Raw genomic sequence first — 14,263 nt, forward strand, 5'->3', positions numbered from 1 at the left:
GTGGCGATATATAATCGCAAACGGCCGCATCTGGCCTTAAAAATACAAAACGCCCGATGAAGTACATCAGGCGTTTTAAAGGAAATAAGTGTCAACTTATTTCAGGACTAGACAGCAAAACGACCAGTCCATGCATTTCCCTTCACTAAAAATACCTTGTTGCAATTGCTCACTTGAGTAATTTCCCTTAACCACCTTTAGTTATTCTCATCACTTTTTAAACTTTTTAGCTACATTTAGTTAGTTTGCCCACTCAGAAAAAATATAGAATTGAGATAATATATTGAAACTAATAGATTTTAAATATTGGCATAGTTTCTGCTATTAAATGGCATCACAATAAAGACAACAGGTAACACTCTTATGGAAAAGTCAAAAATGGTTAAATTCGCTCTGCCACTGCTCATGGTCTCAATGCTGGCAGCCTGTGGTGAGGAAGAAGTGGCTAAAAAAGAAGAAAAATATGCCATTCCCGTCGAAACCACCACAGTGATGCAAGGCAATGTGTCTTCTTTCTATAGCACCACAGCCACCTTGGAAGCCCCCCAAGAAGCCAATGTCGTCAGCCGAATATCTGGGCTCATTGAGTCCATTGCCGTTGAAGAAGGTGATCGTGTTCATAAGGGGCAAGTGCTCGCCGTCATTGATTCAAAGAGACAACAATACGATCTCAATCGCTCGGAAGCCGAAGTAAAAATTATTGAGCAGGAACTCAATCGTTTAAAAAAGATGAATAATAGAGAGTTTATCAGCGCAGATTCAATGGCCAAACTCGAATATAATCTGCAAGCCGCCATTGCTAAGAGAGACCTCGCCGAACTGCAAGTTAAAGAAAGTCATGTGGTTTCCCCCATCGATGGCATTATTGCCAAACGCTATGTTAAAGCGGGTAATATGGCACAAGAATTCGGCGACTTGTTTTACATTGTCAACCAAGATGAACTCCACGGCATTGTGCATCTTCCAGAGCAGCAACTTGCGAGCCTCAAACTCGGCCAAGAAGCTCAGGTCTTTAACAACCAACAAAGCAAAAATGCTATCCATGCCAAAGTACTGCGAATAAGCCCGATTGTGGACCCACAAAGTGGCACCTTTAAGGTGACATTAGCCGTACCCAATCAAGATGCACATCTAAAAGCCGGCATGTTTACCCGTGTAGAGCTCAAATACGACACCCATGAAAATGTGATCACAGTCCCTTACAGTGCGCTTATCAACCAAGATAACAGACAAGCCTTATATGTGATTGATGGTACGAATGCCAATCGTCGTGAAGTCCAAATTGGCTACCGTGAAGGTGACTCAGTTGAGATTGTTTCCGGTATAAACCCCGGTGAGCAAGTGGTTACCCGTGGCCAGCAAAACTTGAAAGACCAATCCTTAGTCGAAGTGATCACCCCACTCGATCTTGCCTCAGCTAAGAACTGATAGGAGCCTTTCATGTCAATTATCAGCACTTCCGTTAAACGGCCGGTCACGGTATGGATGTTCATGCTGGCGGTGATTTTATTCGGTATGGTGGGATTTTCCCGCTTAGCGGTGAAATTACTGCCAGATCTAAGCTATCCCACACTCACAATTCGCACTATGTATGACGGTGCGGCGCCAGTAGAAGTCGAACAGCTGGTCTCTAAACCGATTGAAGAAGCCGTCGGCGTAGTCAAAGGCTTACGTAAGATCAGCTCTATCTCCCGCTCTGGCATGTCCGATGTGGTGCTCGAGTTTGAATGGGGCACTACTATGGATATGGCGAGTTTAGATGTACGTGAAAAACTCGACACCATCGCCCTACCGCTCGATGTGAAAAAGCCGCTGATGCTACGCTTTAACCCTAACCTTGACCCTATCATGCGCCTTGCTTTATCTGTGCCCAATGCCTCAGAGGCCGAGCTTAAACAGATGCGAACCTACGCGGAAGAAGAGCTTAAGCGTCGTTTAGAGGCGCTATCGGGGGTCGCCGCCGTGCGCTTATCCGGCGGTTTAGAGCAGGAAGTGCATATTCAGCTCAACCAAGAAAAGCTATCACAGCTTAATCTCAATGCCGATGACATTAAACGTCGTATCAGCGAAGAGAATATTAACTTATCTGCGGGTAAAGTGATCCAAGGGGACCGCGAATATCTGGTACGCACCCTTAACCAATTCAATTCGTTGGAAGAACTCGGCCAAGTCATCGTCTATCGCGATGCTCAAACTTTAGTGCGCCTGTTTGAAGTCGCGACGATTACCGATGCCTTTAAAGAACGCAGCGATATCACTCGCATCGGCAGCCAAGAATCGATTGAACTGGCTATCTATAAGGAAGGTGATGCCAACACAGTCGCTGTCGCCAAAAAACTGCGCGATGAACTCGTCAAAATCAATCAAGATCCTAAGCAAAACAAACTTGAAGTGATTTATGACCAATCCGAGTTTATCGAAAGTGCAGTCAGCGAAGTCACCTCATCGGCATTGATGGGCAGTGTCTTATCCATGCTAGTTATTTACCTGTTTCTGCGTAATATCATCCCGACCTTGATTATCTCTATCTCGATCCCCTTCTCGGTGATTGCCACCTTCAATATGATGTACTTTGCCGATATCAGCTTAAACATCATGTCATTAGGCGGTATTGCCCTCGCTATCGGGTTACTCGTTGATAACGCCATAGTGGTACTAGAGAACATCGACCGCTGTCGCAGTGAAGGCATGAATAAGCTAGATGCCGCAGTCACTGGCACTAAAGAAGTGGCGGGGGCAATTTTCGCCTCCACACTCACGACCCTTGCGGTGTTTGTGCCCTTAGTGTTTGTCGATGGCATTGCCGGCGCCCTGTTCTCCGACCAAGCATTAACGGTGACTTTTGCCCTGTTAGCCTCGCTGTTAGTCGCCTTAACCTCTATCCCTATGCTGGCATCACGGGAAGGCTTTAAAACCTTACCTGCACTGATAAACACCACGCCTAAGGATAAACCCACCACTAAAATGGGTAAGTTAAAACACTATAGTGCGACTGTGTTCTCCTTCCCAATTCTATTAATTTTTAGTTATTTACCAAGTGCACTATTAACCTTAGTTCTCATTTTAGGCCGCTTCTTCTCCTGGCTCATTGGCCTAGTAATGCGTCCGTTAAGCTCAGCGTTTAACTTTGTCTATCACAGTATCGAGAAGGTCTATCACAAACTCCTAGTCTCTGCGCTACGCAGGCAGATGACCACTCTGCTACTGACCATTGCGATAACAGGAGCTTGTATCAGCTTGTTACCCCGCCTTGGAATGGAGCTAATTCCGCCGATGAATCAGGGCGAGTTTTATGTGGAGATCCTATTGCCACCCGGAACGGCCGTGGGTGAAACCGACAAGGTATTACAACAGCTTGCACTATCAATTAAGGACAGAGCCGAAGTCAAACATGCCTATAGCCAAGCCGGCAGCGGTGGTTTAATGACTTCGGATACTGCCCGCGGGGGAGAAAACTGGGGCCGCTTACAGGTCGTGCTTAACGACCACAGTGCCTATAACACTGTCACTCAAGTGCTGCGTGATAGCGCACGTCGCATTCCAGAGCTTGAAGCGAAAATCGAACAACCTGAGCTATTTAGTTTTAAAACGCCATTGGAGATAGAGCTCACTGGTTACGATTTGAATTTGCTCAAGCGCAGCGCCGATAGCCTTGTTAAGGCCCTATCCGCTTCAGAGCGTTTTGCCGACGTCAATACCAGCCTACGTGATGGTCAGCCTGAGCTGAGTATTCGTTTTGACCACGCCCGATTAGCGGCACTGGGAATGGATGCGCCAACGGTGGCGAACCGTATCGCCCAACGCGTTGGTGGCACTGTCGCCAGCCAATACACTGTGCGTGACCGTAAGATTGATATTCTGGTGCGCAGTGAACTCGCAGAGCGGGATCAAATCAGTGATATCGATGCATTAATCATTAACCCTAACAGCAGTCAGCCCATTGCCTTAAGCGCAGTTGCCGAAGTTTCATTGCAGTTAGGCCCATCGGCAATTAACCGTATCAGCCAGCAACGTGTTGCACTGGTATCGGCGAACCTCGCCTACGGGGACTTAAGTGATGCGGTGGCAGAGGCGCAGCAAATATTAGCGCAACAAGTGCTACCCACATCGGTGCAAGCTCGCTTCGGTGGTCAAAATGAGGAAATGGAGCACTCATTCCAGTCCCTCAAAATAGCCCTTATCCTAGCAGTATTCCTAGTCTATTTAGTGATGGCGAGTCAGTTTGAATCGCTGCTGCATCCGCTGCTTATCCTCTTTGCCGTACCTATGGCTTTAGGCGGCAGCGTACTTGGGCTTTATATCACCCAAACCCATTTGAGTGTGGTGGTGTTTATTGGGCTTATCATGTTGGCGGGAATCGTAGTAAACAACGCCATTGTACTTGTGGATCGCATCAATCAACTGCGTAGCGAAGGCGTTGAAAAACTCGAAGCCATTCGCGTTGCGGCCAAATCACGTCTGCGCCCCATTATGATGACCACGCTGACCACGACCTTAGGCTTATTACCGATGGCATTAGGCTTAGGCGATGGAGCTGAAGTGCGTGCTCCTATGGCGATTACGGTCATCTTTGGTCTGAGTTTGTCGACATTATTGACCTTAATTGTACTGCCAGTGCTCTATGCCCTGTTCGATCGAAAAGTGTATGACGTTGCTGCCACAAATAGTACGCATAATGTTGAGGAGGCTCGCCCATGAACCTCACCCGTTTAGCCATTAAGCGCCCAGTGACCACCAGCATGTTCTTCTTCGCAATCTTGCTGTTTGGTCTGGCCTCGAGTCGTCTGTTACCGCTGGAAATGTTCCCCGGTATCGATATTCCGCAGATTGTGGTGCAAGTGCCCTATAAGGGCTCAACCCCCGCCGAAGTGGAGCGCGATATCACCAAAGTACTGGAGGAATCCCTCGCTACTATGGGAGGGATTGATGAGCTCGAATCAGAATCTTCCCAGGAAGGTTCTGAAATCGAAATCAACATGAAGTGGGGTGAAAACGTTGCCACTAAGAGCCTAGAAGCGCGGGAAAAAATCGATGCGGTGCGACATTTACTGCCCAAGGATGTTGAGCGGGTATTTATTCACCAATTTTCCACCGCCGATATGCCAGTGCTGACCATTCGCATATCGAGCGAACGTGAGCTTTCCGGTGCATTTGATCTGCTGGATAAGCAACTCAAGCGTCCGCTTGAGCGTGTTGAAGGTGTGTCTAAGGTCAGTTTGTACGGCGTCGAACAAAAGCAAATTGAAGTGCGGATCGATGCAGACCGTCTCGCCGCCAGTGGATTTTCAGCCACCGATTTGCAGGCACGTCTCGGCCGAGAAAACTTTGTCATCAGTGCAGGAACGCTCAGGGCCAGTAACCTTGTTTATCAAGTTTCGCCTAAGGGAGAATTTAGAAACCTTGAAGATATCAAGGCACTGGTACTCATTCCTGGCCTGACCCTAGGGGATATTGCGGATGTACAATTTGCATTGCCAGAGCGTATCGAAGGCCGACACTTAGATAAGCATTATGCCGTGGGGTTGGACGTATTTAAGGAGTCCGGCGCCAACTTAGTCGAAGTGTCCGAACGCGTCCTTAAAGTCATCGAACAGGCAAAACAAGATCAACAATTTCAAGGTATTCGTTTGTTTATCATGGAAGATCAAGCCTCTGGAGTTAAATCCTCACTGGCGGATCTGTTACTTTCTGGCTTGATAGGCGCATTGTTGTCCTTTGTGGTGCTGTACTTATTCCTACGCAATTTGAAAATGACCTTAGTGGTCGTGTCGTCTGTGCCTATTTCGATCGGCATGACGCTGGCCGCCATGTATTTACTGGGTTACAGCTTAAATATTTTGTCGATGATGGGACTCTTGCTCGCCATAGGTATGTTGATTGATAACGCTGTGGTGGTGACAGAAAGCGTGTTGCAGGAGAAACAAGGCAAACGACCTAAGGACAATGAAGAGTCAGTGATCGCAGGGGTTGATAAAGTTGCCTTAGCCGTCTTGGCTGGTACTATGACCACCGCCATCGTATTTTTACCCAATATTTTTGGTGTGAAAGTTGAGCTAACGATTTTCCTCGAGCATGTGGCCATTGCGATTTGTATCTCACTTGCGGCATCACTGTTGGTCGCGAAGACATTAATCCCTTTGATGTTAACTAAGTTCCACTTCGATATCGCCCCCGAGAAAGATGCAGGTAAATTACAGCGCTTCTACAATAAGACGCTTAATTGGATATTGCTTAGGCCTTGGCGCTCGGGCGTGATCGCTGTGGCGATCCTCGCCTCTACCGCCCTGCCACTGTCCTTGGTCAAACAGGATCAAGAAGACAGTCAGAGTAAGGAGCGTATTTATATCAACTACCAAGTGGAAGGTCGGCATAATCTGAATGTCACTGAAGCTATGATTAATCAGATGGAGGAGTATCTCTATAAAAATAAAGAGGAATTCCATATCGACTCTGTGTATAGCTACTATGCCTCCGACGATGCTTCATCTGTGGTCCTATTGAAGAAAGACTTGCCTATGCCAGTCGAAGAGCTGAAAAAGAAAATTCGTAGTGGCTTCCCTAAATATTCTATCGCCAAACCACAATTTGGGTGGGGCAATGATAATTCTGGGGTGCGGGTTACGCTCACGGGTCGCTCAACCACAGAGCTTATCAACTTGAGTGAGCAGGTCATTCCATTACTGCAAAATATCAAAGGATTACAAGATGTACGCTCTGAACTGAACGGTGCACAACAGGAAGTGGTGATCCGTATCGACCGACAAATGGCGGCGCGATTAGATTTAAAACTCAATGAAGTAGCCTCGAGTATTTCGATGGCACTCAGGGGATCACCACTGCGATCTTTCCGCCACGATCCTAATGGTGAGCTACGCATCGAAATGGCCTACGAAAAAGAGTGGCAAAAAATCCCTCGAAAAACTCAAGCAATTGCCCATAGTGCGTATCGATCAGCGGGTGTACACCTTAGATAATTTGGCGAGTATCGAGATCCAACCGCGTTTCGATACCATCAAACATTACAATCGCCAAACCTCCCTTTCTATTGGCGCTAACTTGGAAAACTTTACCACGGAAGAGGCACAGACGAAGATCAAACAAGTGATGGAAAATGTCCATTTCCCCAATGGCTACGACTATTCATTGCGCGGTGGCTTTGAACGCCAAGATGAAGATCAGAGCGTCATGGCGACCAATATGCTGTTGGCTGTCGCTATGATTTATATCGTGATGGCGGCGCTATTTGAGTCTCTGTTATTACCGACGGCAATTATTACCTCGATCCTCTTTTCCATCACAGGGGTATTCTGGGCGCTGTTTATCACAGGAACGCCCATGTCAGTGATGGCCATGATTGGCATTCTGATCTTAATGGGCATAGTGGTGAACAACGGTATTGTTCTGGTGGATCAAATCAACCAAATGACACCGGATCTCGACAAATTGTCAGATACCATCAGGGAAGTGTGTATCACACGTTTACGCCCAGTGTTAATGACAGTCGGCACGACAGTGCTAGGGCTAGTTCCACTCGCGATGGGTGAAACCCAAATAGGCGGTGGCGGCCCGCCCTATTCCCCTATGGCCATCGCCATTATTGGTGGCTTGTCATTTTCAACGGTCACGAGTCTGTACTTAGTGCCCCTGTGCTATCAAGCCTTCTATCGGATGCGCCACCGCGCCGCCATTCGTTTAGGCGAGTCCAACAGGCTAGCTCAAAAACTATTACCTTGGACTGTTTGATATTTAATTGTGACGGGTCATTGAAAATGAAAAAGGCTGCTATGCAGCCTTTTTACTATCGCGACAAAAAGTGACTCAAGAAGCGTCACTATGGCTTTCCCCTGTTGGGTTAAACACTTTAAAACGGATCATGAATAATTGCTCAAGCCCTGGATAAATCTCTGCAATCACGAGGCGAAGCTGTACTAATGTCATATTTTCCTGCTCGGCATGGGCTTGATTGAGATCAGATAATGCTAGGGGTTTAACCTCAAGGATCTGAATATCACAAAACCAGCGGTCGGTTTCAAAGGTTGACACTGGCAATACCTGCCCCGCAGTAACATGGGACTCGGCCGCGTCACGTAGGGTAATCGTTTTAGCCCCGCTTAAGATATCTCGCTCGAAGCGCTCAAAAAAAGTAATTTTGGTTAGCAATTGTCCTCCCCAGCCCTCGTATTTTTTCACCCCATAGTGATCGCGGACAGTATCGCAGTAAATCTGTAAAAAAACATTAGGGTTCAACATGTTATTTTTAATACAAGGTAACGTTTCCCCAACCATGCTAACAGCTCACAGGGGGAAATATTTACCTCTTAATCACCAGAGCAGCAGATAACGAACCTCAAGCACACAGCAAAACATGGTCAGTTCGCCTATATTGAGTTAGAATCCGCCCTCAATTGAGCCTTTGGCCTCATATACCTGCCTCGCGGGTGCGAAACGACATTAGAGATGTTATGAATAAGAAACAAAAGATCATTAAAAAAATTGCCAAGCGTGCTAAGGCAAGACTGAATAAAGTCGACCCCGCCACTATCGGTGCCCCCATCAAATCGGGTTACATCTCCAAGGCCGAGCGCGCCAAAATGGCAGCATTAGAAGCGACGACGGATCGGGTCGAAGAACAACAAGACACGACAAGCGTCGCTGAATAACCTTGTTCTATCGGCGTATTGTCGCAGTGTTATCCGTGCCAAATCGTGGATGCACTCGATTGTGAATGTGCAGGGTTTTATGCCGTTTAATGCGCTCCACTCTGGCAGGTGGAACCCTTATTTCGCAGCCATACGCTCGTTGATAACAGTGTTAAATCAATGCCACGGATAGCCCGTGGCATTTTGCTTTTTAGTCCTTAATCTTGCCAGCCTAATCGCTCACCATCCGTATTGCTTGATTTAAGCCGCACTATCTACCCACCACTCAGTTAGGATTTGCCATCGTCTAAGTAAGGTATCGGTAATACGGACTCACTTTCTTGCTCTTCTGTTAATTGCGCCATCTGCACGTAGGATGAGGAAAGTGGATTAGTCGCGCTCGGCAGATTTTGTGCAACGCAGTTGGCTATTTCCTCCCCTTCATTGAGCTCTGCGCTGTGGGGGTTCAGGCCCGTCTCTTCTGGAGTAGACATAGGTGCGAACTGTGCCTGCGCCGCGACTTTATCGACTAAACGATAGGCCATCCATACCCCTAGCACACCAAATAGAATCGAGCCGAATACTTGGCCGATAAGTACGCCATAAACGCCGCCCCATTGCCCCCCCAAATACACGAAAGGCACGGTCCCTAAGGTGGCCTTGCCCACATTAAACAGGGTGGAATATTTGGCTTTACCCAGATTATTAAAGGAGGCATTTGCCACAAATAAAATACCCGAAAAGCTGAAGAAAACGGCGATATAGCGGCAGAAAAATTCGATCAATGCCGCACTGTCCCCCTTCATATCAAACAGGCTGACTAACTGTGATTTTAAGAAGAACAATAACAAAGACATAATCACAACATACAAGGTACAGAACTGAATGGCCTTAGTCAGACTCTCCCGCACCCGCTCGAACTGCCCCGCCCCAAAGTTTTGCCCTACTATCGGCCCAATCGCCCCCGACAACGCAAAAATCATTCCAAAGGCCACGGGGATCAGTCGGCCTAGCACGGCCCAGCCCGCCACATAGGCGTCACCAAAATCGGCAATGGCCCGGGTCACAAACGCATTGCCGATAGGTGTTGCAATGTTGGTCAGCATGGCGGGGGCAGCGATGGCAAAAATGGGTTTTAGATCGGCGAGAAAATGGGATAAATCGAACTGACCTAAAAGCCGATGTTTTACGACTATGCCACGGCCCGCGATAATAAACACCGCAATACGCGCTAATACCGAGGCCAGTGCCGCACCTTCAATCCCCATCGCAAAAAGGAAGATAAAAATCGGGTCGAGCACAGCATTCACGCCCCCTCCCGCGAGTGTCGACAGCATTGACAACTTAGCATCTCCAACGGCACGCAACGCAGCACCAAGGGCCATCGCTAAGCAGATAAAAGGCAATGAAGGAACAAGAATATATAAATAACTTTCAGCTAGCTCCGCCGTATGCCCGCTGGCACCAACGAGGGCTACCAACTCAGGGATAAAGGTGGTGACTAAGATACTGACGGCGATACTAATTAAGCTGGTGACCACAGCGCTATTAAGTAATAAGCGTTTGGCAAGCACCACATCCTTCGACCCAACTGAGCGGGATACGAGTGCGCCGAGGGCGATGGATAAACCAATTCCTATCGAGGTGGTAAAAAAGGAAATACTCCCCGCGTAGCCGACCGCCGCGGCAAGCTCATGTTCACCCAATAAGCTTAAGAAAAAGATATCGAGCAGATCAACCACAAATAGGGCGGAAATTCCCACCGCCGCGGTCGAACTCATCACGAGAATGTGGCGAAGTATCGAGCCCTCAACGAACTTGGCTTGTGTCATGCGTTTGGTTTACCTTATGTATTGCAAAAGCAAAGGCCAACACTCAGTTGTTGGCCTTTGCTTTTATAGTCATCAATCGGTATCAAGGTCAAGCGCTAAACAAAAAGCATGCACTCCACAAAGGATAAGCCCTAAACAAGCGCCCGATGGTTTTGCGTCTGATGATAATGCAAACGGGCTATTCCTAAGGCTATCAAGGCAAGCAAAGTTAACGATCCCATCACAACCCCTTGCCACTCAGCCCCATGCCAGAACAGCATTAAATAAGGCCCACCCATTGCAGCGCCTAAGTAATAGCAACATAAGTAGAGTGATGTTGCCTTCGCACGATCTCGACTAGCGCGCATCGCCACAAAGGAATTACAGCAACTATGGGTCAGGAAGAATCCACAGGCCGTCATCAAGAACCCCACGCAAATAGTCAATGTCGTATCAAACAAGGTAAGTAAACTGCCACATAGCATCAGGCACCAAGACCACAGATATAACTTGTGTAGTCCAAAGCGGACGAGCCATTTCGCGGTAAAATACGAAGCCATAGTCCCACTGGAATAACACAAAAAAATCAAGGTTGCCTGAAATCGGCTCCACTCATAGGGTGCGGCCATCAAATGCAACTGAATAAAACTAAATTGATTCACCATCATCATAAAAGTGAGACCACCGATAGCGTAGACTAAGCGCATCTGGGGATCGATTAAATGATGGCTAAAACCATGGAAATCTTGCATTAATCGCACCCGCTTCGAGGTGGATTTAGGCGCAGACTGCAGATGCGATACCGCATTAGCATCCGCCCCCGAAGGGAGTAAATAACTCGTCAGAGCTACGCCAGCTAAAGTGACTAGAAACAGTAACCACATGGACTCCTGCCATGAGAAAAACTGCGACATAACGCCACCGAGCAAACGGCCAACAATCCCGCCAATGCTATTCGCCATAATGTAAATGCCAGCGGCTTTGAGCATAGTGCTAGGTGATAACTGCTCCTTAAAATACGCCATGGCAATCGCTGGTACAGCAGCGAGTAGCGCCCCCTGCAGCAATCGCACTAACACTAGTCCGTTAAAATCCGGCACCCAAATTAACAGTAAGTTCGACAGTGCTAACACCCACAGACTCATAATGATCGGTGTGTGTCGACCGATACGATCTGACAGTACCGCATATAAGAGCAATGAAAAGGCTAACGAAAAACTGGTCACCGACAGGATAAGCGTTGCCCGCGAGCCAGATACGGAAAAATGCTCTGCGATTAAGGGCAGCATCCCCTGCATTAAATACAAATTGATATACACCACAACGGAGGCCACACACAGAGCCCACATCAAGCGAGTATCTCGTTGCTTACTGTCAATAATAGTGTCTAACACGGCTTGCACTCTGGCCTCAATAACGCATCAATCATGGGATAGACAAAGGTTATCACTGGGCATAACATAACAATAATAGATAATTTATATAGAAATTATTGATTTTTGTTATAGTAAAATTCTTCAATACTAAAGTGTGGGTTAACTCAATGGATATACGCCAACTCAAGCACTTAGACGCCCTCGCCAGTGCAGGCAGTTTTACCGCCGCGGCCAAAAAGCTCAATATGGCGCAACCCGCACTCAGCCAAAGCATTAAACGGCTCGAGCAATCCCTCGGGGTCACCTTAATTAACCGAACCAGCAATAAAAATGACAAATTGCTCGCGCTTACGGCCGAAGGATTGGTATTACATCAACATGCCACCTTAATTCTCAAGCAGATAAAACAGGCTGAGGCTCAGATCCGTGCCATGGCGAATCTCACCTCGGGGGAAGTCCGTATCGCCGTGCCGGGCATGTTAGGTTCCTTCTATCTGCCCTCACGCTTGATGGCCTTTCGTCATCAGTATCCGGATTTAAAATTATCCCTGTTTGAGGGTGGAACCCGCGATGCATTGCGTATGTTGCAGCAGGAAGAAGTGGATATCGCCATCATTACCGCCCAGGATCTACAGAGTGACTTCGATAGCCAATTGCTGATCCGTGAGCAGATGGTGATCGCCATGGGCACCGAGCACCCACTCGCCGATCATCCTGCGGTCAGCCTTAACGACTTCTTTGACCATGAATTAGTGATGTTTAAGACGGGTTATTTTCACCGAGAGTGGATACTGTCCCAAGCCAAGGAACTCGGCAAGAAGCCCAATATTGCCTTTGAAACCAATCTGATAAATTTAATCAAACAGATTGTTTCCCAAGGATTTGGTATTACCAGTGTGCTTGAAATGGCAATAAGCCCTAAGGATGATATTCTGGCAAAACCCTTAGATCCGCCAGTGTTTTTAAATCTGCATATCGCCTGGAAAAAGCAGCGGCCCGTCAGCCAAGCCGACCGTGCCTTTGTAGAGTTTTTGATGAAAAACCGCTAACTAAAATCGAAGATAAAAAAGCCCCTTCAAACCTAAAGGGGCTTTATCCCGTCTAAATACCAAGACCTATGGTTTAGCCATCACAGCTTTCATCAACACCTCGGTCGTAAATTTACCGTTGTTAATCACAGGGAAACGATCATAGGTTTGGAATATCACTTGATCTTGAAACTTGATCATAGCGACAACGCCATACTGAATACTTTTATCAATGGATTGAGCCGGCAAAGAAAACTTGAATGGCACGGGAGCACGGGCAATATTGAATGTCTTTTGCGCCACAATCACCCCAGGCGTATTCAAATCAATAATCGCAATGGTAATTTCACAGCCCTGTGGCAAGAGAATTTTCTCTAAATAGCCTGCCGCACCGTTGATAATAACAGGCGGTTCCGGTTGCACTGTCACACAGCCATTAACAAATAAAGCCAGTAGCGAAAATACTATAAACGATTTTATTTTCATCAACATACTAATTACCTTTTACCATTCGAATAAGGCCTTCTTGAGTAGAAGAGGCCACTAATTCACCCTGTTGATTAAAAAATTGCCCCCTGACATAACCGCGACCACCACTGGCATTTGGACTATCAATGCTGTACAGCAGCCATTCTCCCATATTAATAGGTCGATGGAACCACATCGCATGATCTATCGTCGCCATTCGCACCCCAGGGCTCAAAAAGGAGACGCTATGGGGTTGGGCTGCGGTCACTAAAAAATTGAAGTCAGAGGCATAGGCCAGCAAGTATTCATGGATGTGAGCATCGCTCGGCATTGGGCCATTTGCCCTAAGCCAAACATAGCGATAGGGCTCGCTTTCTTTGGGTGCGAAGGGATTAAGCGGGTTCACTAATCGCATTTCAATGGGGGCATCGGCCATAAATTTTTCAAGCATCTTGGCAGGCACTTTATCCCGCATTGTCATTGCCAACTCCTGCTGGTTTAACAAACCCTCGGGCCCAGAGACTTGTGGCATAGTTGCTTGATGGCTAAATCCATCCTCTGGCTCTTGGAAGGAGCAGGTCATATGGAAGATTGGACGCCCCTTTTGGATTGCGCTCACGCGCCTAGCGCTAAAACTGCCCCCATCACGCATATTTTCAACTTCATATACTATGGGCAATTTCTCATCCCCGGCCCGTAAAAAATACGAGTGCAAAGAATGTACTTTGCGCTCCAGAGGCACGGTCTGCTTTGCCGCACTTAAGGCTTGCCCCATGACTTGACCACCAAAGACATGTCCAAAGCCAAGATCTTGGCTCTGACCACGAAATAGCCCAATTTCAATTTGCTCAAGGGATAGTAATGATAGAAGATCGTCTAATACCTGACTCATGGGATCCTACTGAATAATTAGCAAATAATGCTAAAGAGTAACCCAGTTC

At 47.3% G+C, this 14,263-nt stretch carries 9 protein-coding genes and 1 pseudogene; 5 read left to right on the forward strand and 5 right to left on the reverse strand.

The features are described from left to right. Positions 1-363: 363 nt before the first annotated feature. The 3 genes and pseudogenes from SOHN41_RS11220 (at position 364) to SOHN41_RS11230 (ending at position 7,743) form a co-directional block, all read left to right on the forward strand. Positions 364-1,428 (forward strand): efflux RND transporter periplasmic adaptor subunit, encoded by a 1,065-nt coding sequence (locus SOHN41_RS11220; RefSeq protein WP_037458919.1) that lies wholly within the window; start codon positions 364-366, stop codon positions 1,426-1,428. Between the two features lie 12 nt (positions 1,429-1,440). Next, entirely contained in the window at positions 1,441-4,698 is a 3,258-nt protein-coding gene (locus SOHN41_RS11225; protein ID WP_037458921.1) for an efflux RND transporter permease subunit, read from the forward strand. Further along, positions 4,695-7,743, forward strand: a pseudogene (locus tag SOHN41_RS11230) (efflux RND transporter permease subunit). Before SOHN41_RS11225 ends, SOHN41_RS11230 begins: the two are co-directional and overlap by 4 nt. Positions 7,744-7,818: 75 nt before the next feature. On the opposite strand, the gene yqfB reads toward SOHN41_RS11230, so the two are convergent. Continuing rightward, positions 7,819-8,160 (reverse strand): N(4)-acetylcytidine aminohydrolase, encoded by a 342-nt coding sequence (yqfB, locus tag SOHN41_RS11235; protein WP_037458941.1) that lies wholly within the window; start codon positions 8,158-8,160, stop codon positions 7,819-7,821. 302 nt (positions 8,161-8,462) lie between these two features. Between yqfB and SOHN41_RS11240 the strand changes: the two genes are divergently transcribed. Next, positions 8,463-8,660, forward strand: coding sequence for a DUF2986 domain-containing protein (locus SOHN41_RS11240; RefSeq protein ID WP_007648974.1), 198 nt, complete (start codon positions 8,463-8,465; stop codon positions 8,658-8,660). Positions 8,661-8,929: 269 nt separating this feature from the next. Here the strand turns inward: SOHN41_RS11240 and SOHN41_RS11245 are convergent, their stop codons facing one another. Together SOHN41_RS11245 and SOHN41_RS11250 are read right to left on the reverse strand one after the other, a co-directional pair. Further along, a complete protein-coding gene (locus SOHN41_RS11245) occupies positions 8,930-10,471 on the reverse strand; it encodes an MATE family efflux transporter (protein ID WP_007648975.1) in 1,542 nt (513 codons plus the stop codon). Between the two features lie 131 nt (positions 10,472-10,602). Then, positions 10,603-11,853 (reverse strand): MFS transporter, encoded by a 1,251-nt coding sequence (locus SOHN41_RS11250; RefSeq protein WP_007648976.1) that lies wholly within the window; start codon positions 11,851-11,853, stop codon positions 10,603-10,605. 140 nt (positions 11,854-11,993) lie between these two features. Between SOHN41_RS11250 and SOHN41_RS11255 the strand changes: the two genes are divergently transcribed. Beyond that, complete coding sequence (locus SOHN41_RS11255) at positions 11,994-12,875, forward strand: LysR family transcriptional regulator (RefSeq protein ID WP_007648977.1); 882 nt, start codon at positions 11,994-11,996, stop codon at positions 12,873-12,875. 66 nt (positions 12,876-12,941) lie between these two features. Here the strand turns inward: SOHN41_RS11255 and SOHN41_RS11260 are convergent, their stop codons facing one another. Both SOHN41_RS11260 and tesB read right to left on the reverse strand, forming a co-directional pair. Next, a complete protein-coding gene (locus tag SOHN41_RS11260; protein ID WP_007648979.1) occupies positions 12,942-13,346 on the reverse strand; it encodes a YbaY family lipoprotein in 405 nt (134 codons plus the stop codon). Between the two features lies 1 nt (position 13,347). Continuing rightward, a complete protein-coding gene (tesB, locus tag SOHN41_RS11265) occupies positions 13,348-14,214 on the reverse strand; it encodes an acyl-CoA thioesterase II (protein WP_007648980.1) in 867 nt (288 codons plus the stop codon). Positions 14,215-14,263: the final 49 nt, after the last annotated feature.

The organism is Shewanella sp. HN-41, from assembly GCF_000217915.1.
Lineage (GTDB): Bacteria > Pseudomonadota > Gammaproteobacteria > Enterobacterales > Shewanellaceae > Shewanella.